This window comes from Gordonia sp. YY1 (assembly GCF_009872315.1).
GTDB lineage: Bacteria > Actinomycetota > Actinomycetes > Mycobacteriales > Mycobacteriaceae > Gordonia > Gordonia amicalis.
Genome location: NZ_WXYI01000007.1, coordinates 180,851 through 197,289, shown reverse-complemented (window position 1 = coordinate 197,289; position 16,439 = coordinate 180,851). Strand labels below are relative to the sequence as shown.

Sequence of the window (16,439 nt, the reverse complement as noted above, 5' to 3'; positions counted from 1 at the left end):
CTTACCGGCGGGTAAGGCCATGGGTCTCCCCCACTTTAGCGTTTCCTATGTTCTCACTAAACACCGACTACCTCACACTATGGAGCGGCACCGGACCTGCGGGTGAGCCCAGCGGCGACGACGGCCGATCGCTTGTTCGGTCATCGGCGCCGGGACGAACCGGGAGGCCGCGACCCCATGCCCTACGCTCGTGCAGATGACTGACGCAGACCTCGGTTCTCCGCCGACCGCCGGGACGACCGGTCTGGAGGCCCTCGACACCGACCGGCAACTGGCACTGACCGGTGAACGGACGGTTCCGGGCATCCCCGCGGAGAACTACTGGTTTCGCCGCCACGAGATCGCGTACCGCCACATCCTGGACCGCTGCACGGGCCGCGAGATCCTCGAGGCGGGCTCGGGCGAGGGTTACGGCGCCGCGATGATGGCCGACGCCGGGGCGTCGTCTGTGGTCTGCGTCGACTACGACACCGCTGCGGTCGAACACACGCGTCGCCGTTACCCCGGACTCGTCGTGCACCAGGGCAATCTGATCGACCTCCCGCTGGCCGACGCATCGGTGGATCTCGTGGTGAACTTCCAGGTGATAGAGCACCTCTGGGACCAGGCCGCGTTCATCGCCGAGTGCCGCCGGGTGCTGCGTCCGGGTGGCGAGCTGCTGATCTCGACCCCCAACCGGATCACCTTCTCCCCCGGTCGCGACACACCGCTCAACCCGTTCCACACCCGTGAGCTGAACGCCGCCGAACTCACCGAACTCATCGTCGAGGGCGGGTTCACCCTCGAGGCGATGCTCGGCGTGCACCACGGCCCCCGCCTGGCCGCACTCGACGACAAGTGGGGCGGATCGCTGATCGACGCCCAGATCGAGCGGGCCCTCGCCGGCCAACCATGGCCCGCCGACCTGGTCGACGACGTCGCCGCCGTCGTCGCGGAGGACTTCGCGGTACTCGACGCGCGCGACTCCGACATCGACGCCTCGCTCGACCTGTTCGTGGTGGCGATCCGGGACTGAGGAATGACCATCAGCACCACAGAGGTTCCGGGACAGTTCACCTTCGTCCTGCACTCACACCTCCCCTGGCTGGCCAATCACGGTCGCTGGCCGGTCGGCGAGGAATGGCTCTACCAGTCGTGGGCGTCGTCGTATCTGCCGTTGTTCGATGTGCTCGAGCGGCTGGCCGCCGACGGCTTCACCGACCAGTTGACCCTCGGCCTCACCCCGGTCCTGGTCGCGCAGCTCGACGACCCGCACTGTGCGTCGTCGATGTACGAGTGGCTCGCCGACTGGCAGCTGCGGGCCATCCAGGCCGCGACGTCGAGCGATACCGACCGCGCCGACGCCGGCCGCCGCGAGTACCTCGCCGCCCAGCGTGCGCTGGACACCTTCGAGACCAAGTGGCGCCACGGGGCCTCGCCGCTGATCCGCCACGTCGCCTCGAGCGGGGTCGCCGAGATCCTCGGCGGACCGCTCGCGCATCCTTTCGCCCCGCTCCTCGATCCTCGCCTACGGATGTTCTTCCTCCGAGAGGGACTTGCGGACGCCCGCGCGCGTTGGGGTTTCGACCCGGTCGGGATCTGGGCCCCCGAGTGCGCCTTCGCTCCGGGCATGGAATTCGAGTACGCCCGCGCCGGCGTCGGGCATTTCATGGTCGACGGCCCGACCCTGCACGGCGACACCGCTCTCGGGCGGCCCGTCGGCGACAGCGGCGTCATCGCCTACGGGCGTGACCTGACCGTGAGTTACCGGGTGTGGTCGCCGAAGTCGGGCTACCCCGGCCATGCCGCCTACCGCGACTTCCACACCTACGACCACGAATCGGGACTCAAGCGGTTCCGCGTCACCGGACGCTCGGTACCCGGCGACGAGAAGAAGCCTTACGACCCCGCGCGCGTCGACGCCGTGATCGACCGCCACGTCGAGGATTTCGTCGGACACGTCCGCGACCGCCTCATCGAGGAATCCGCGCGCATCGGCCGGGACGCACTCGTCGTCGCAGCCTTCGACACCGAACTGTTCGGACACTGGTGGCATGAAGGTCCGGTGTGGCTCGAACGGGTCCTACGCCGTCTTCCGGAGGTCGGGGTGAAGGTCGGAACCCTCGCCGGCGCAACCCGATCCGGACTCGTCGGCGAGCCGGTCGATCTCCCGGCGTCGTCGTGGGGATCGGGCAAGGACTGGCGGGTGTGGAACGGCCCGCAGGTTCAGCATCTCGTCACGCTCAACGCGGAGGTCACCGAGACCGCTCTCGATGCCGTCGCCAAACTCCTCGCCCACGGAGGCGAACGGAGCCGCGTTGCCGATCAGATCGTGCGGGAGGCACTGCTGACGTTGTCCTCGGACTGGCCGTTCATGGTGTCGAAGGACACCGCCGCGCAGTACGCTGTCTCCCGAGCGCACACCCACGCACACGCCACGCGGGAGATCAGCGATGCCGCGATGCGCGGTCGCGACGACGCGGCGGCGACGCTCGCGCAGAACTGGGCGCGGGCCGACAATCTCTTTCCCGGACTCGACGCGCGCCGGTTGCACGCGATCATGACCGCAGATGGGTGTAGTGCCGAGGGGGGCATCTGATGAGAGTGCTGTTCGTGTCGTGGGAGTACCCACCCGTGGTGGTCGGTGGCCTCGGCCGGCATGTGCATCACCTCGCCACCGAGATGGCCGCCGCCGGACACGATGTGGTGGTCCTGACCCGCCGCCCGTCGGGGACCGATGCGGTGAGCCATCCGACGACCGACACCGTCGTCGAGGGTGTACGCGTGATCGCGGTCGCCGAGGATCCGCCGGAGTTCGAGTTCGGGCAGGACATGATGGCCTGGACTCTCGCCATGGGGCACTCGTTCATCCGAGCCGGTCTCAAGATCCTGGCCGGTGAAAGGGCATTCGCGGATTCTTCGACTCGATGGATTCCCGAAGTCGTGCACGCACACGACTGGCTGGTGGCCCACCCGTCGATTGCTCTTGCCGAATTCTTCGACGTGCCATTGGTTTCCACGATCCATGCCACCGAGGCCGGCCGGCACAGCGGCTGGGTCAGCGGCCGGACGAACCGGCAGGTGCACTCGGTCGAGTGGTGGCTCGTCGCCGAATCCGATGCTCTCATCACATGTTCGGCGTCCATGCGCGACGAGGTGAATCGTCTCTTCGGCTACGACGCAGCCGACATCGCGGTGATCCACAACGGGATCGACATCCGCACATGGCCGTTCGCGCCACGAACGCGGACGACCGGTCCCGCGGAACTGCTGTTCGCGGGGCGACTCGAGTACGAGAAGGGCGTGCAGGATCTGCTGGCCGCACTCCCCCGCATCCGGCGCAGCCATCCGGGCACCACGCTGACCATCGCCGGTGACGGTACACAGCGAGACTGGCTGATGGAACAGGCTCGCAAGCACCGGGTGAGCAAGGCGGTACGGTTCATCGGCGCCGTCGACCACGACGAACTGGTGACCCACATGCATCGGTGCGACGCGATCGTGTTGCCGAGTCGGTACGAGCCGTTCGGCATCGTCGCCCTCGAGGCGGCGGCCACCGGTATCCCGCTGATCGTCTCGACCGCCGGCGGTCTGGGTGAAGCGGTGCAGGAACCGGATACCGGCCTCACTTTCGAACCGGCTGACGTGGCAGGTCTTGCCACCGCGGTGCGGGCGACGCTGTCGGATCCGGATGCGGCAGCGCAACGTGCCTTACGTGCGCGGGCCCGGCTCACGGCCGAATTCTCCTGGGCCGAGGTGGCCGAACGCACGGAGTCGGTGCATCTGGCCGCCAAACGGCGAGTGCGTCATCCGGTTGGGCGCCCGGATATTCCGATGCGACCGTTACCGGAACGCGACCCCGGGAAACCGGTCGAGCACTAATTTGCACTTTCCGTAACAAAAGTGTCACCAGTCACAGGAATAACATCCGTTTCAAGTACGGCCCCTTTTTTTATTCGTTAGCGTGACGTTCGTTCCTCATCTCCAAGGTGATGGGGTATGACATTTCCCTCGGAGGGGCACGATCATGAATCGGAAAACCAAAGGCGCAATATCGGTCGGTGCGGGGGCGATCCTACTCCTCGGGGGGATGGGATCGTATGCGTTGTGGAGTGATGAAGAGGACGTGGCCGGCGATGCGATCACCACGGGCGACTTCGGGCTCAACTGTCCCGCAGGCACGTGGACCGATGTTTCCGGGGACGTACCTGTGGTCGCGATCGACACGACCACCGATCTGATGGTGCCGGGCGATACCTGGGAATACAGCGCCAACTGCACCGTGACGGCCACTGGCAAGAACATGAAAGCCGAATTGTCGGTCACCGGGGTCGGCACCGGTTCCACCACCCCGTCGACGACTTATGTGACCACGACGACTCAGGTGGCCGGCGGTACTCCTAATACGCCCGTGGTCGTCACAAACGGTCAGGTTCTCGCGGTGACCGTGACCGTCGCATTCTCGTCGACGACACCAGACACCGAATTCACCAACGGCACGATCAATGTCAGCGGAATGAAGATCGCACTGAATCAGGTGCGGCCCTAACGGCTGATTCGATGTCCGAAGCCCGAAAGCGGCGGGGCGTCCTCTACGCCGCCCTGGCGATCCTGGTGGCCGTACTGCTCTTCGGATCGGTGCGGACCACCGGGGCGCTGTGGGCCGAGCAGGCAGATGTCTCTGACACCGACATCACCACCGGGACAATCGGTTTGGCACCGGGTACCGGCGGCGGTTCGTCGTTCACATTTCCTGCGCTGAACGGCACCAATGTGATTCCGGGCCAGGCCCAGCAGGCCGTCCTGACCATCACCAACGCCGGCTCGACGCCGTTGCGGTTCCGGCTCGCGTCTGCCGGACCGTCGGTGTCGACGCCCGGCGCGACGGTCACGGTGAACCTCTCAGGTGCCCCGGGGGCGAGTTGTCCCGGGACCGGAACTCCGCTGACCGGTGCGTTCACCGCGCAGGACACGTCGAGTCCCGGTACCGGTTTCACCTCGCCGTGGACGCCTCTCGCCAAGAGTGCCTCCACCTCCTGGTGCGTCCGCGCCGAGCTCGTCTCGGTGACCGGAACACAACCGGCGACGTTCACCATCAACTTCAGTTTCGCAGCGGAGCAGACCCGGCCATGAACGAACCCACAGCACCCGCTGTCGACGAGAGTCCTACCGTCAAGTTCGGCCGGGATGAATCTCTCGAAGCCACAGACAGTTCTGCCGAGCAACCGGCCGAGCGACGCAGCGTCCTCCACCACCTCTGGCAGGTTCTGTCCTGGCTGCTGCTCATCGGGGCCGTCGCGATCATGTGCCTGACGATCCTCATCCCGAAGATCGCCGGAGCACAGCCCTATACGGTTCTCACCGGCTCGATGGAGCCGGACTATCCCCCGGGCACGCTCATCGTCGTGAAACCCCGCCCGGCGGATGAGATCGGTGTCGGCGATGTGATCACGTATCAGATCCGTTCGGGTTCACCGGAAGTCATCACGCACCGGGTCATCGAGGTGACACGGGATGACGACGGCGAGCCACGATTCATCACCCAGGGTGATGCCAACGGCGGCGCCGACGAAGACCCGGTCCGCCCCGTCCAGGTGCGTGGCACGCTCTGGTACTCGGCGCCCTACTTCGGTTGGGTCAACAACTGGTTCATCGGGCAGCGTCGCACGGTGCTGATATTCGTACTGGCGGGCACGCTGTTCGTCTACGGCGCATGGCAATTCATCGCCGATCGGCGCGAGCGCCAGGACGAGGAAGAATGCGGCACGGCACCATCCGGTCCGGAGACGATTGCATGAATCGTCCGAGGTGGTCACCGGGCACGTCACGCCGAGTGCGTGCGCTGCTGACGTGCGGAGTCCTGCTGACGACCGGCGCTATCGGTACCACGGCACTGTGGTCGACAACTGCAGCGACCACGTCGGGCACATTCACCACCGCGAACCTCGAGATCAAGGCCAACGGTTCGGTCGCACACACTTTCGCGTTCCCCGGAGCCCTCCTTCCCGGGAACACGACCGCCTATGTGGTGAACGTTCAGAACACCGGGTCGGTGCAGTTCCGCTACGACGCCAAGGTCTCCAGTTCCACCGTGTTGGGGCGGGCCATGAGACTGCGCGTGGTCAGCGGCGGCACCGTCAGCGGATCGACCTGTTCGGGCGGTACCCAGATCGCGTCCGATCTCGCGATCACCGCCGGCGCCGTCGCCTTCGCCACGAGCCGTGGTCCCTTGGCCGCCACGACCGGCACCGAGGCGCTCTGCATGCAGCTCACCCTGCCGTCCACGGCAGCCGGATCTCTCGCCGGCACGAGCGGGTCCGTCACCTTCACCTTCGATGCGACGGGCCCGTGATGGACAGCACCGGATCGGAGAACTTCCCGACCGCCGAGTTCGCGGCGCAGCAGCAGCGCCGTCGGGGTGACCGCTTGCTGACCGTCGGCGCGATCCTGGGCGGCATCTGTCTGGCCGCAACAGCTCTCGCGCTGATCCTCGGGGTGCGCCCGGTGATCTTCGAGACCGGTTCGATGGCGCCCACGATTCCCACCGGATCACTGGGACTCAGCCGCACGGTGCCCGCCACGTCGGTGCATCCGGGCGACGTGGTCAGTGTCATCCGCGACGATGGCGTCCGGGTGACCCACCGCGTCACCGCAACCGGCGAGCCAGTCGGCAACTCCGTCTCGCTGACCTTGCGCGGCGATGCGAACAGCGCCCCCGACCCGCAGACGTACGTGATCACCGAGGTACAGCGGATCGTCGGCACCACGCCGATTCTCGGCTATGTGGCGGCCTGGCTGAAGAATCCGTACACCCTGACACTGCAGGCTGTCGCGGTCGTGTTCCTGCTCGCGGTCGCGTTCGCACCTCGACGGGGATGGCGCAATTCGCCTGCCGGGCAACGAATCGTAGCCGGGACCGCCGCCGCAACCGTTGTCGCACTGAGCGTATCGAACGTCCACGGCACGGGCGAGGCGAGCGCGCTCACCGGTCAGGCCACCGCCACCGGTTCGGTGACCACCGGACGACCGTCGAACCCATCGTTCACCTGTACCAACACGGTTCGGCCGCTCATCTCCGACACGGTCACCCTCAGCTGGCCGAACCCACCGGCGAACGTGACCGCGGGGTACATCTACGAACTCCGGTTCCCGTCCCTCCCCACGATCAATCCCATCTCCGTGCCGGCGACTTCGGGACTAGGGGATCCAGCACACTATGAGTTCTCGTCGACCCTGATCGGAGCACTCCTTGCCCTCCTGGCGGGTGATACCACCGTGACCCTGACCGTCAAGGCCGGGAACTTCCCGTCGGCAGTCAGCCTCAGTCACCAGATCGGCGCTGATCTGGGGCTCCCCGTCGGTATCGAATGCAAACCCCCGGGCACCGTCACCGCACCTGCGGGCGCGGTGGCATTCCTCGCCGCACCGGAGGCGTCGGTAGCCGAAGAGACGACCTCGACAACGGCCGATGAGTCGCCCGTCCCGAGCGTCACCGAGGACTCCGCCGACCCGACGGCCAGTTCCTCGACCGTCTCCGAGCTGCCGGCCGGCGGGACCCTCAGCGGCTCCGGAGAGTTCGCTTTCTACTACGACGACACCGAGGTGACGATCCGGGACGTGGAGACCACCGATGTCGAGTACCGGGCGCAGTTCTCGTCCGACAGCCTGGTCCGCTGGCTTCCCGACACGTCGACGCTGGAGATCAGCGAACCCGATGGCACGGTCACGCTCGTCGACCGGAGCGGCTCGCGATGGACGGAGACCGTCGACGAGCCCGACGCGACCGAGACGACGACCCCGGCCGGCGAACTCGGGTCGGCAGAGACCACGTCGGCAACGATTGCGTCCCCGGTGCCCGCGGCAGTCGAGCCGACCGAACCGTGACGTGCCGACAGATCTACTTGTCGGCTTTCTGCGCGGCAGCCTTCTCCGCCGCCGCCTTCTTGCGTTCGATGTCGGCCAGGGCGCGTTCGAGTTCGGCACGCTGCTCGGCGTTCTTCGCCCAGTCGTCCATGCGGTTCTTGACCACGCGGGCCGGGGCCCCGACCGCGATCGAGTAGTCGGGGATCACCCCCTTGACCACCGCGTGCGAACCGAGGACACAGCCTCGGCCGACGATGGTGTTCCGCAGCACCGACACCTTGGCGGCGACCCAGGTGTCCGGCCCGATCCGAACCGGACCCTTGACGATGCCCTGGTCCTTGATGGGCAGCGTGATGTCGTCCATCTTGTGGTCGAAGTCGCAGATGTAGCACCAGTCGGCGATGAGCGTCGAACCGCCGATCTCGAGGTCGAGGTAGGAGTTCACGACGTTGTTGCAGCCGAAGACGGTCTTGTCGCCGATCTTGAGGCTGCCCTCGTGGCAGCGGATCGAGTTGCCGTCGCCGATGTGCACCCAGCGCCCGATCTCCATCCGGGCGAGCTCGGGCGTGCAGTGGATTTCCACGTTGCGCCCGAGGAAGACCATGCCCCGCAGTACGACATGCGGGTTGGCCAGGCGGAACTTCGCGAGGCGGTAGTAGCGGACCAGGTACCACGGCGTGTACGCCCGGTTGCGTTTCACCCAGCGCAGCGAATCGAGAGTGAGGAATCGTGCCTGCTCCGGATCGCGGCGACGGCCCGCGCGGCGCCGGGACCGGTAGGAGGCGTTCCACATGGTGGTCATGGGACAAACCCTAAACGACCCGTTTTTCGCACACGATAGGCTCACTGCTGGCACGTGCAGTGCCCGTGAGGACCGACGATGAGGAGCGCGATGGCCTTGGCACGACCGCAGGTGTCCCGACACCGCAGATCCGCGGTGACCCGCCTGTTCGTCGCCGTCACCGCCGCGTGCTCGCTGGTGCTCGCCGGCTGCTCCGACGGACACATCGACGTCCGATCGATCCCGAGCGTCGGCTGGCCCAGCTACGGCGGCGCCGCCGGCAATGCGAACTTCGCCTACGCCGACGTCCCCGACGACCTCGCCCTGAGTTGGACGCGTCCCACCGGCGGACCGGTCACCGCGCCCGTCACCATCTCGGGCAAGGGCAATGTCGGCGTCACGTCGAATGCCGCCCAGGGCTGCAACGTGCTGGTGCTCGACGGCCGGTCGGGCCGCAAGAACTTCTGCAAGGACATGCGCGCAGGGGTCGAGATCAACGCGATGCTCGTCGACCAGTACGACCAGCCGTACCTCGGCGAGGAGACCACTTTCCTGGCGTTCAACGCCGGTGGCGCGATCCGCTGGCGTGCCGGCGTGATCGGCGTCCCGCTGTCGGCGAAGTTCGCCGCGCCGAATGAAGTGCTGGTGACCACGACCCAGGGCCAGATCCTGCTGATCGACACCCAGCGCAACGAACTCGTCGCCCCCGAGGTGAAGCTGCGCGACGACGCCGATCCGGAGCAGCCGCTGCTCGGCTTCGGCGACTGTGTGCGCAACGGACCGCAGTGCGCGATTCCCGCGCCCGCCGCCGTCGACACCGGCCGAGAACGCTTCTACCTCAACTTCTTTCCCGAGGGCGCCGCGTCGTCGCAGATCCGGTCGATGAAGTACAACAAGGTGGGCGGCAAGCGCGAGGTGCGGACCGCCTGGACGGCCGATGTCCCGAGCGGAGTCGTCGGTACGCCGACCCTGTCCGCCGACGGCTCGACCCTCTATGCGTTCTCGCGCGACGGCAAGATCGTCGCGCTGAACACCGAGGACGGGTCGACCAAGTGGACGCAGGACATCGGCGGTCACGGCTTCGCGACGATGACCGTGTCACCCGACGGCCTGATCATCCCCACCGGTTCGCTCGGCGCCCCGCTCACCCTTTACCGCGACGCCGGTGACCGTGCCGAACGCCTCTGGCAGCGCACCGATCTCGCCACGGTGAGCCTGTCGGCGCTCACCCAGCAGAAGACCGCGTGGACCGTTGTCCGCGACGCCGGCAAGGACACGCTGTCGCTGGTGGAGGTCTCCACCGCGGACGGTACGACCAAACGGTCTCTGCCGCTACCGAACTCCGCGGGCTTCGCGACCGGTGTCTCGATCTCCTACTCGGGTCAGATCGCCACCGCGACCAATCTCGGTGAGGTGTACTTCTTCGACAGCAAGGCGAACCTGGGATAAGCGTCCGAACAAGAATGCGGGCTGAGTGCCGGAAACCGACACTCAGCCCGCATTCTGTTTGTGCGTGGTCGCTCAGAAGCGCACCCCCGGTTCGCAGATGAACGCGGTCCCCTTGCGTCCGATCCGGGTGAGCACCACCGACAGTGGGCGATCGCCCTTGGGTTTGAGCTTCTTGCGGAGCTGGTCCGGGTCGACGTCCAACCCGCGGACAAGGATCTCGAGCGGTCCGCAATCATGGACGGCCAGAGCCTTGCGAAGGATCTTCTCGGTCACCCCGACCTGTTCGATCACTCGGAAGCCACGTGCCCCGGCCGGCACCGAACCGCCGGTCAGATAGGCGATCTGCGGGTCGAGCTGCCAGAGACCGAAACGGTGCGCGTAATGCTTGACGAGTCCGGCGCGCACGATGGCGCCGTCCGGATCGACGATCCACTCCCCCGCCTCGCCGGCCGGCACCTCGTCGTCCTCGTGGTCGGTGATCTCGAACTGCGACACCGACCCGTCGGGTCGCGTGCGCAGCACGGTTGCCCGGCGTCGGGTCTCGATCCCCGGCCCCGACCACAGGCAGGCTTCCCGGACGCCGCCGTCGAGCGAGGTCACCTGGACCTCACCGTCGAAACCGAACCTGTTGCGCAGCATCTGATGATCCAGTCCGGGAGCACATTTCACGATGAGCACGCGACCGGCATAGGTGGCGAGCAGTTCGAGGAGCGGCGGGGTCAGCTGGTCGAGCCGGAAGATCCGGCCGGCGTCGGAGCGGCGGGCCGGGTCGGCGAGCAGGACGTCGGCACTCGAGGTCGGGGTCAGCGCATCGGCGACCAGGAGCGTCGCGTCGGGTACGTTGTGGCGTGCCATCGCGAGCCGGACCCGGTCGAGGTCGCTGCCGATAGCTCCCGAGATCCCGCTGGCGCGCACCAGTTCTCGGAGCTCGGCCCCGATCGAGCAGGTCATGTCGTGGACGACCGACGCCGGAAAACGGCCGGCGATCTCGGCGGCGCGGTGTTCGGCAACCACCGAGGCGGTCGCCTGTTGCAGTGCGTCGTCGGTGAGCAGCAGCTCGGCGGGATCCCGCAGTTTCGTCGTCGCCCGCCGACGACAGCGCACGGTTTCGATCAACGCGGCGTCGTGCGGTGCATACCGGCTGCGGACCTCGGTGATGTCGGACAGCATCGACGACGACGTGAGCGCGAGACCCGACACCGTTTCCAGCGCCTTCTCGCCGTGCCGCGACCGCAGGAAGCCGACGTCGTCGAGACTGAAGGAATAGCCCATGATCCTTGCAGGCTACCGTCGCCCGCACGGGTTCCCGCGCCGAGGTTCGTCGGCGCTACCCGCGCACTTCGGAGATCGCCAGCACCACCGTCTTGCCGTCATCGGTACCCAGCGACTCGTCGCCGGGATCCTGGTCGACCAGCGTGAAGTGTTTGACGTTGCCGAGATTCAGGAAGTGGGCCGTGCCCTCGACCTCGAGCGCGATCGGTTCCCGCTTGTCGACGACTTCCCGGAGGAACTTCTTCACCTCCGCCACCGGCTCGGCGAAGAGCAATCGGAGGTCGAACTCGTCGGATGTGAGGAGCGTGGCCATAGCCCATGGTGGCACGCGGCGACCCGATCGGTAGCGAGAATGCGCGCGATGGCCCCACGCTTTCTACATCATGGTCCGGTTACTCCGGCTTGGTGCCGGTGACCACCACGTTGTAGAAGAACTTCGGCGGCACGACCTTGCGCAGGACGTTCTCGTCGAGCCAGGTGAGACGCTTCCAGCCGCCGAAGGCGAACCGCGCCCAGCCCCAGCCGAGCTTCTCCGGCGGGACAGCGGCCTCGAAGGTGCGGACCGGCCAGCCGAGCATCGCCGCGGCCAGTTCTTCGGTGGCGGTGGAGACCTTGGCCGCGCCGGCAGAACGGGCGATGCCGGCCAGCTCGTCGGGATCGAAGGTGTGGATGTCGACGACGGCCTCGAGCGCCGCGGCGCGCGAGGACTCGTCCAGCTCCTCCTGCGGGCGCCGCCAGCTCTTGAGCGGACCGAACTTGGTGACGTTGGTGGTGGCGAACCACGTCGCGCGGCTCATCCAGCGTGCGTAGAAGTCGCCGATCGTCGACGGCTCACCGGCGAACACGAAACGGCCGCCCGGCTTGAGCACCCGGAGCACCTCGCGCAGCGCCTGCTCGACATCCGGGATGTGGTGCAGCACAGCATGTCCGACGACGAGGTCGAAGGTGTTGTCATCGTAGGGGATCTTCTCCGCGTCGGCGACCCGGCCGTCGACGTCGAGGCCCAGATTCTCGGCGTTGCGCAGCGCGACCTTGACCATGCCAGGCGACAGGTCGGTGACCGAACCCTTCTCGGCGACACCGGACTGCATGAGGTTCAGCAGGAAGAAGCCGGTCCCGCAACCGAGTTCCATCGCCCGCCCGTACGGCAGTGGCTCGTCGGCGGCGATGGCGTCGAAACGGCCACGCGCGTAATCGATGCAGCGTTCGTCGAAGCTGATCGACCACTTCTCGTCGTAGGTCTCGGCCTCCCAGTCGTGGTACAGCACCTGGGCGAGTTTGGTGTCCTTCAGTGCGGCCTGCACCTGCTCCTCGGTGGCATGCGGATTCGGCGCCGGATCGATACCCGGAGTGGCGTCGGTGGTCATGATCGCTTCCTTGTCGCGTGGGTCGGTCACTGCTGATGTCGTTGTGGGCCGGTGATCAGCCCCGGTGAGGTTCGCTTCGCTCAGCGCCCCGATGGAGTTCGCTCCGCTCAGCGCCCCGATGGAGTTCGCTCCGCTCAGCGCCCGGTGAACTTCGCCTTACCGGGGCCGTTCTCCACGAACGACTTCATGCCGATGGCACGGTCGTCGGTGGCGAACAGCGCGGCGAAGAGCTGTTCCTCGATCTTGAGGCCGGTGTCGAGGTCGACGCCGAGGCCCTGGTCGACGGCCTTCTTGGCGGCGGCGATGGCAACCGACGCGGCGTCGGTGAACTGTCCCGCCCAGGCGAGGGCGGCGTTGTACACCTCGTCGGGGGCGACGACCTCGTCGACGAGACCGATGGCGAGTGCTTCCTCGGCACCGACGAAACGGCCCGTGAAGATGAGGTCCTTGGCCTTGGCCGGGCCGATGAGCCGCGCGAGACGCTGCGTGCCGCCACCACCGGGGATGAGGCCCAGCAGGACCTCGGGCACACCGAGCTTCGCGTTGTCGCCGGCGATCCGGCGGTCGGCTCCGAGTGCGACTTCGAGGCCGCCGCCCAGTGCGTAACCGGTGATGGCCGCGACCGTCGGCTTCGGGATCGAGGCGATGGCGCCCAGGTCGCGTTGCAGACGACCCGCGACCTTGCTCATCTCGGCGTAGGTGAGGTCGTTCATCTCCTTGATGTCGGCGCCGGCCGCGAGGACCTTGGGGCCGCCGTAGACGACGACGGCCTTGATGTCGTCGCGCAGCGTCGCCTCCTCGGCGGCTGCGGCCAGTTCGGCCTGCACCTGGCGGCTCAACGCGTTCATCGGCGGGCGGGCCAGGAGGATGGTGCCCACGCCGGGATGGTCGTCGGACGTCTCGAGTGTCACGAACTCAGGCATCCTCGAAGGCTACCGTCTGGTAAGTCGGCCCGGTGTCCCAGGCCGGACAACCGCGCTCACGCGCGGTTGCGCCTTACAGTGGGCGCATGGCGAAGGGTGCGGGTTCCGCAGGTGAGCCGATCGAGCTGCAGGTGGGCGACCGAACGGTCCGCCTGTCGAGTCCGGACCGCATCTATTTCACCGAACGCGGCGAGACCAAACGCGACCTCGCGGAGTATTACCTGTCGGTGGGTGACGGCATCGTGCGGGCGCTGCGCGACCGCCCCTGCATGCTGCACCGCTTCCCCAAGGGCGTCAGCGGCAACAAGGTACATCAGAAGCGTGTCCCGGCCGGCGCACCCGACTGGCTGGAGACCACCGAGATCTACTTCCCCCGCTACGGACGGACCGCCGACGAACTGTGCGTGACCGAGCTGGCGTCGGTGATCTGGGCCGTGCAGATGTCGACGGTCGAGTTCCATCCCTGGAACTCGCGCCGCGCCGACCCCGAATCCCCCGACGAGTGGCGCATCGACCTCGATCCGATGCCCGACTGCCCGTTCTCGCGCATCCAGCGGGTGTCACACGTGGTCGCGGAGGTTCTCGACGAACTCGGCATGCGTGGTTTCCCGAAGACGTCGGGCGGGCGCGGTCTCCACATCTACGTGCGGATCGCACCGGAATGGGGCTTTCCGCAAGTCCGGCGCGCCGCCCTCGCTTTCGCCCGCGAGGTGGAACGCCGGGCCCCGAAGGACGTGACGACGAAGTGGTGGCGCAAAGACCGCGACCCGGCCGCCGTCTTCGTGGATTACAACCAGAACACGCGCGACCACACCATGGCCTCGGCCTATTCGGTACGCGGCAACCAGCGCGCGACGGTGTCGACGCCGGTGCGCTGGGACGAGATCGACGACATCGCACCCGACGACTTCACGATCGCCACCGTGCCCGCACGGTTCGCCGAACTCGGCGATCTACACGCCGAGATCGACGACGTCGCCCACCGTCTCGACACGCTGCTCGAATGGGCTGATCGCGAGGACATCGGCGAGGACGAGGACTCCGTCGAGGCAGTCGACCTCGACGAGCGGTGATCCGTCAGAGAGTGATGTCGGGCGGCGTCTGGTCGCCGAGCGTGCGGAAGTACTCGTCGGAGCCCGGGAAACCGAGGCCGGAGAGACCGGCACCCGGGGTGGTGTCGGGAAGTATGCATTCGATGGCCCGCTCGGCGGCCAGCAGTTCGTCGACGGTCGCGAAGCCACTGACGTAGTGCAGCTGCGCCCAGGTCGGCGGCATCAGGAAGTGCTTGCCGTCGGCCCACGAGTCGATCGCGACTCGGGCGTTGACCCAGCGCGCCACCTCGGCCTCGGTGGTCTCGGCATCGGCCTCCTGCCCTTCGGGCATGGCGGCGAGGAAGAAGCGGGTGTCGTAGCGGCGCTTTTCGTTGACCGGGGTGATCCAGTGCGCGAGCGGACTCAGCAGATCGGCGCGCAGGGTGAGGCCCCGCGCGGTGAGGAACTCCGCGAACGACAGCGACTTCTCGACGAGCCGCTGTCGATCCTCGGCGAGTGCTCCCGGATCGGCGAAGACACCGTCGGCGGTGGTCGCGAGCAGGACGCCGCATTCTTCGAAGGTCTCGCGGACGGCCGCACAGACGAGTGCCTGGGCCAGCTCGTCATCGGTGTTGAACCGGTCGGCCCACCACGCCGCGTCCGGACCGGTCCAGGCCACGTGGGCACCGGCGTCACGCTTGTCGACGCCGCCGCCCGGGAAGACGGTCATGCCGCCGGCGAACGCCATCTGCTTCACCCGACGCTGGAGGAACACCTCGATGCCGTCGGCGGAGTTCCGGACCAGGACCACCGTCGCGGCGTCGCGGATCGGTGCGGACACGACCTCGGGTCCCTGATCGGTGGATGTCATCGGTTGCCTCCTGCTCGACGGTGACCGCCCGCGCGGCGACGACGTCGAGCGAAGTACCGTCCGTCGACCTTGTCGAGGATGATCTGCTGCCGGAAGGCGGCCGTCAGGTTCTCGCTGGTCAGCACCTCTTCGAGCAGGCCCTGTGCGACGACGCCGCCCTCGGACAGGATCAGCGCGTGCGTGAACCCCTCCGGGATCTCCTCCACATGATGGGTGATCAGCACGATGGCCGGAGCGTCGGGGTCGGCGGCAAGCGTGGCGAGACGATCGACGAGTTCCTCGCGCCCGCCGAGGTCGAGACCGGCGGCCGGTTCGTCGAGCAGCAGCAGCTCGGGGTCGGTCATGAGCGCACGGGAGATGATCACACGTTTGCGTTCGCCCTCCGACAGGGTGCCGAAGGTGCGTTCGGCGAGATGCTCGGCGCCCATCGACTCCAGCGACTCGACCGCCTGGTCCCGATCCATCTCGTCGTAGGCCTCGCGCCAGCGACCCAGCACGGCGTAACCGGCCGAGATGACGACGTCGCTGACGACCTCGGAGTCGGGCACACGATCGACGAGCGCGGGACTGGCGACGCCGATCCGAGTCGCGAGTTCCCGGATCTCGATCCGGCCGAGCTTCTCGTTCAGCACGAAAGCCGTACCCGACGTCGGGTGGAGCTCCGCACCGGCGAGGCGCAGCAGGGTCGTCTTCCCGGCACCGTTCGGGCCGATGATGACCCAGCGTTCGTCCAGCTCGACCTGCCAGGACAGCGGGCCGACAAGCGTTTTGCCACCGCGGACTATCGCGACGTCGCGGAAGTCGATCAAGAGGTCGGGATCGGATTCGGTCACGCCCCCATCCTGCCTCACGCCCGCGCAGTCGACCGGCTCGGATCAGCCGTGTCGGAGACGGGCGCGGGAA

17 protein-coding genes are annotated in these 16,439 nt (G+C 67.2%); 10 read left to right on the top strand and 7 right to left on the bottom strand.

What is annotated here, in order from left to right:
- Nucleotides 1-196 precede the first annotated feature (196 nt).
- The 8 genes from BPODLACK_RS12090 to BPODLACK_RS12055 all read left to right on the top strand — a co-directional run bounded on the left by BPODLACK_RS12090 (nucleotide 197) and on the right by BPODLACK_RS12055 (nucleotide 7,863).
- Nucleotides 197-1,015, top strand: a complete 819-nt coding sequence (locus tag BPODLACK_RS12090) for a class I SAM-dependent methyltransferase (protein ID WP_024500544.1) — start codon at nucleotides 197-199, stop codon at nucleotides 1,013-1,015.
- 3 nt (nucleotides 1,016-1,018) lie between these two features.
- The gene (locus BPODLACK_RS12085) at nucleotides 1,019-2,578 is read left to right on the top strand and encodes a 1,4-alpha-glucan branching protein domain-containing protein (protein ID WP_024500545.1); all 1,560 of its coding nucleotides are present in this window, start codon (nucleotides 1,019-1,021) and stop codon (nucleotides 2,576-2,578) included.
- Nucleotides 2,578-3,861, top strand: coding sequence for a glycosyltransferase family 4 protein (locus BPODLACK_RS12080; RefSeq protein ID WP_024500546.1), 1,284 nt, complete (start codon nucleotides 2,578-2,580; stop codon nucleotides 3,859-3,861). Before BPODLACK_RS12085 ends, BPODLACK_RS12080 begins: the two co-directional genes overlap by 1 nt.
- Before the next feature lie 145 nt (nucleotides 3,862-4,006).
- Nucleotides 4,007-4,528 (top strand): alternate-type signal peptide domain-containing protein, encoded by a 522-nt coding sequence (locus tag BPODLACK_RS12075; RefSeq protein ID WP_024500547.1) that lies wholly within the window; start codon nucleotides 4,007-4,009, stop codon nucleotides 4,526-4,528.
- An 11-nt stretch (nucleotides 4,529-4,539) separates the two neighbouring features.
- Nucleotides 4,540-5,112 (top strand): hypothetical protein, encoded by a 573-nt coding sequence (locus tag BPODLACK_RS12070; RefSeq protein ID WP_024500548.1) that lies wholly within the window; start codon nucleotides 4,540-4,542, stop codon nucleotides 5,110-5,112.
- On the top strand, nucleotides 5,109-5,777 hold the full coding sequence (locus BPODLACK_RS12065; protein WP_024500549.1) for a signal peptidase I: 669 nt from the start codon (nucleotides 5,109-5,111) through the stop codon (nucleotides 5,775-5,777). Before BPODLACK_RS12070 ends, BPODLACK_RS12065 begins: the two co-directional genes overlap by 4 nt.
- The gene (locus BPODLACK_RS12060; protein WP_024500550.1) at nucleotides 5,774-6,331 is read left to right on the top strand and encodes a hypothetical protein; all 558 of its coding nucleotides are present in this window, start codon (nucleotides 5,774-5,776) and stop codon (nucleotides 6,329-6,331) included. Before BPODLACK_RS12065 ends, BPODLACK_RS12060 begins: the two co-directional genes overlap by 4 nt.
- Nucleotides 6,331-7,863, top strand: a complete 1,533-nt coding sequence (locus BPODLACK_RS12055; protein WP_024500551.1) for a S24/S26 family peptidase — start codon at nucleotides 6,331-6,333, stop codon at nucleotides 7,861-7,863. Before BPODLACK_RS12060 ends, BPODLACK_RS12055 begins: the two co-directional genes overlap by 1 nt.
- A gap of 13 nt (nucleotides 7,864-7,876) precedes the next feature.
- Here BPODLACK_RS12055 and BPODLACK_RS12050 read toward each other — a convergent pair whose 3' ends face one another.
- Nucleotides 7,877-8,644, bottom strand: a complete 768-nt coding sequence (locus tag BPODLACK_RS12050; protein ID WP_159405388.1) for an acyltransferase — start codon at nucleotides 8,642-8,644, stop codon at nucleotides 7,877-7,879.
- Between the two features lie 90 nt (nucleotides 8,645-8,734).
- Between BPODLACK_RS12050 and BPODLACK_RS12045 the strand changes: the two genes are divergently transcribed.
- A complete protein-coding gene (locus tag BPODLACK_RS12045) occupies nucleotides 8,735-10,072 on the top strand; it encodes an outer membrane protein assembly factor BamB family protein (RefSeq protein WP_159405387.1) in 1,338 nt (445 codons plus the stop codon).
- Between the two features lie 72 nt (nucleotides 10,073-10,144).
- Here the strand turns inward: BPODLACK_RS12045 and BPODLACK_RS12040 are convergent, their stop codons facing one another.
- The 4 genes from BPODLACK_RS12040 to BPODLACK_RS12025 all read right to left on the bottom strand — a co-directional run bounded on the left by BPODLACK_RS12040 (nucleotide 10,145) and on the right by BPODLACK_RS12025 (nucleotide 13,634).
- Nucleotides 10,145-11,344, bottom strand: a complete 1,200-nt coding sequence (locus BPODLACK_RS12040) for a THUMP-like domain-containing protein (protein ID WP_159405386.1) — start codon at nucleotides 11,342-11,344, stop codon at nucleotides 10,145-10,147.
- A gap of 55 nt (nucleotides 11,345-11,399) precedes the next feature.
- Nucleotides 11,400-11,657: a hypothetical protein gene (locus BPODLACK_RS12035; protein ID WP_006436043.1), complete on the bottom strand. Its 258-nt coding sequence runs from the start codon at nucleotides 11,655-11,657 to the stop codon at nucleotides 11,400-11,402.
- Nucleotides 11,658-11,736: 79 nt separating this feature from the next.
- Nucleotides 11,737-12,711 (bottom strand): class I SAM-dependent methyltransferase, encoded by a 975-nt coding sequence (locus tag BPODLACK_RS12030; RefSeq protein WP_040004688.1) that lies wholly within the window; start codon nucleotides 12,709-12,711, stop codon nucleotides 11,737-11,739.
- 134 nt (nucleotides 12,712-12,845) lie between these two features.
- The gene (locus tag BPODLACK_RS12025; RefSeq protein ID WP_006436041.1) at nucleotides 12,846-13,634 is read right to left on the bottom strand and encodes an enoyl-CoA hydratase-related protein; all 789 of its coding nucleotides are present in this window, start codon (nucleotides 13,632-13,634) and stop codon (nucleotides 12,846-12,848) included.
- Between the two features lie 86 nt (nucleotides 13,635-13,720).
- On the opposite strand from BPODLACK_RS12025, the gene ligD reads away from it, so the two are divergent.
- Entirely contained in the window at nucleotides 13,721-14,707 is a 987-nt protein-coding gene (gene ligD, locus BPODLACK_RS12020; protein ID WP_159405385.1) for a non-homologous end-joining DNA ligase, read from the top strand.
- Nucleotides 14,708-14,711: 4 nt separating this feature from the next.
- Here ligD and BPODLACK_RS12015 read toward each other — a convergent pair whose 3' ends face one another.
- Together BPODLACK_RS12015 and BPODLACK_RS12010 are read right to left on the bottom strand one after the other, a co-directional pair.
- Nucleotides 14,712-15,536 carry an NUDIX hydrolase gene (locus tag BPODLACK_RS12015; protein ID WP_159405384.1) on the bottom strand — a complete coding sequence of 275 codons (825 nt, stop codon included), beginning with the start codon at nucleotides 15,534-15,536 and terminating at the stop codon, nucleotides 14,712-14,714.
- Nucleotides 15,533-16,369: an ABC transporter ATP-binding protein gene (locus tag BPODLACK_RS12010; protein ID WP_006436038.1), complete on the bottom strand. Its 837-nt coding sequence runs from the start codon at nucleotides 16,367-16,369 to the stop codon at nucleotides 15,533-15,535. The genes BPODLACK_RS12015 and BPODLACK_RS12010 overlap by 4 nt, the downstream gene beginning before the upstream one ends.
- Between the last annotated feature and the right edge of the window lie 70 nt (nucleotides 16,370-16,439).

What these genes read in the sequence shown, in the direction of transcription:
- BPODLACK_RS12090 (WP_024500544.1), top strand. Translation starts at nt 197, where the DNA reads ATGACTGACGCAGACCTCGGTTCTCCGCCGACCGCCGGGACGACCGGT.
- BPODLACK_RS12085 (WP_024500545.1), top strand. Translation starts at nt 1,019, where the DNA reads ATGACCATCAGCACCACAGAGGTTCCGGGACAGTTCACCTTCGTCCTG.
- BPODLACK_RS12080 (WP_024500546.1), top strand. Translation starts at nt 2,578, where the DNA reads ATGAGAGTGCTGTTCGTGTCGTGGGAGTACCCACCCGTGGTGGTCGGT.
- BPODLACK_RS12075 (WP_024500547.1), top strand. Translation starts at nt 4,007, where the DNA reads ATGAATCGGAAAACCAAAGGCGCAATATCGGTCGGTGCGGGGGCGATC.
- BPODLACK_RS12070 (WP_024500548.1), top strand. Translation starts at nt 4,540, where the DNA reads ATGTCCGAAGCCCGAAAGCGGCGGGGCGTCCTCTACGCCGCCCTGGCG.
- BPODLACK_RS12065 (WP_024500549.1), top strand. Translation starts at nt 5,109, where the DNA reads ATGAACGAACCCACAGCACCCGCTGTCGACGAGAGTCCTACCGTCAAG.
- BPODLACK_RS12060 (WP_024500550.1), top strand. Translation starts at nt 5,774, where the DNA reads ATGAATCGTCCGAGGTGGTCACCGGGCACGTCACGCCGAGTGCGTGCG.
- BPODLACK_RS12055 (WP_024500551.1), top strand. Translation starts at nt 6,331, where the DNA reads ATGGACAGCACCGGATCGGAGAACTTCCCGACCGCCGAGTTCGCGGCG.
- BPODLACK_RS12050 (WP_159405388.1), bottom strand. Translation starts at nt 8,644, where the DNA reads ATGACCACCATGTGGAACGCCTCCTACCGGTCCCGGCGCCGCGCGGGC.
- BPODLACK_RS12045 (WP_159405387.1), top strand. Translation starts at nt 8,735, where the DNA reads ATGGCCTTGGCACGACCGCAGGTGTCCCGACACCGCAGATCCGCGGTG.
- BPODLACK_RS12040 (WP_159405386.1), bottom strand. Translation starts at nt 11,344, where the DNA reads ATGGGCTATTCCTTCAGTCTCGACGACGTCGGCTTCCTGCGGTCGCGG.
- BPODLACK_RS12035 (WP_006436043.1), bottom strand. Translation starts at nt 11,657, where the DNA reads ATGGCCACGCTCCTCACATCCGACGAGTTCGACCTCCGATTGCTCTTC.
- BPODLACK_RS12030 (WP_040004688.1), bottom strand. Translation starts at nt 12,711, where the DNA reads ATGACCACCGACGCCACTCCGGGTATCGATCCGGCGCCGAATCCGCAT.
- BPODLACK_RS12025 (WP_006436041.1), bottom strand. Translation starts at nt 13,634, where the DNA reads ATGCCTGAGTTCGTGACACTCGAGACGTCCGACGACCATCCCGGCGTG.
- ligD (WP_159405385.1), top strand. Translation starts at nt 13,721, where the DNA reads ATGGCGAAGGGTGCGGGTTCCGCAGGTGAGCCGATCGAGCTGCAGGTG.
- BPODLACK_RS12015 (WP_159405384.1), bottom strand. Translation starts at nt 15,536, where the DNA reads ATGACATCCACCGATCAGGGACCCGAGGTCGTGTCCGCACCGATCCGC.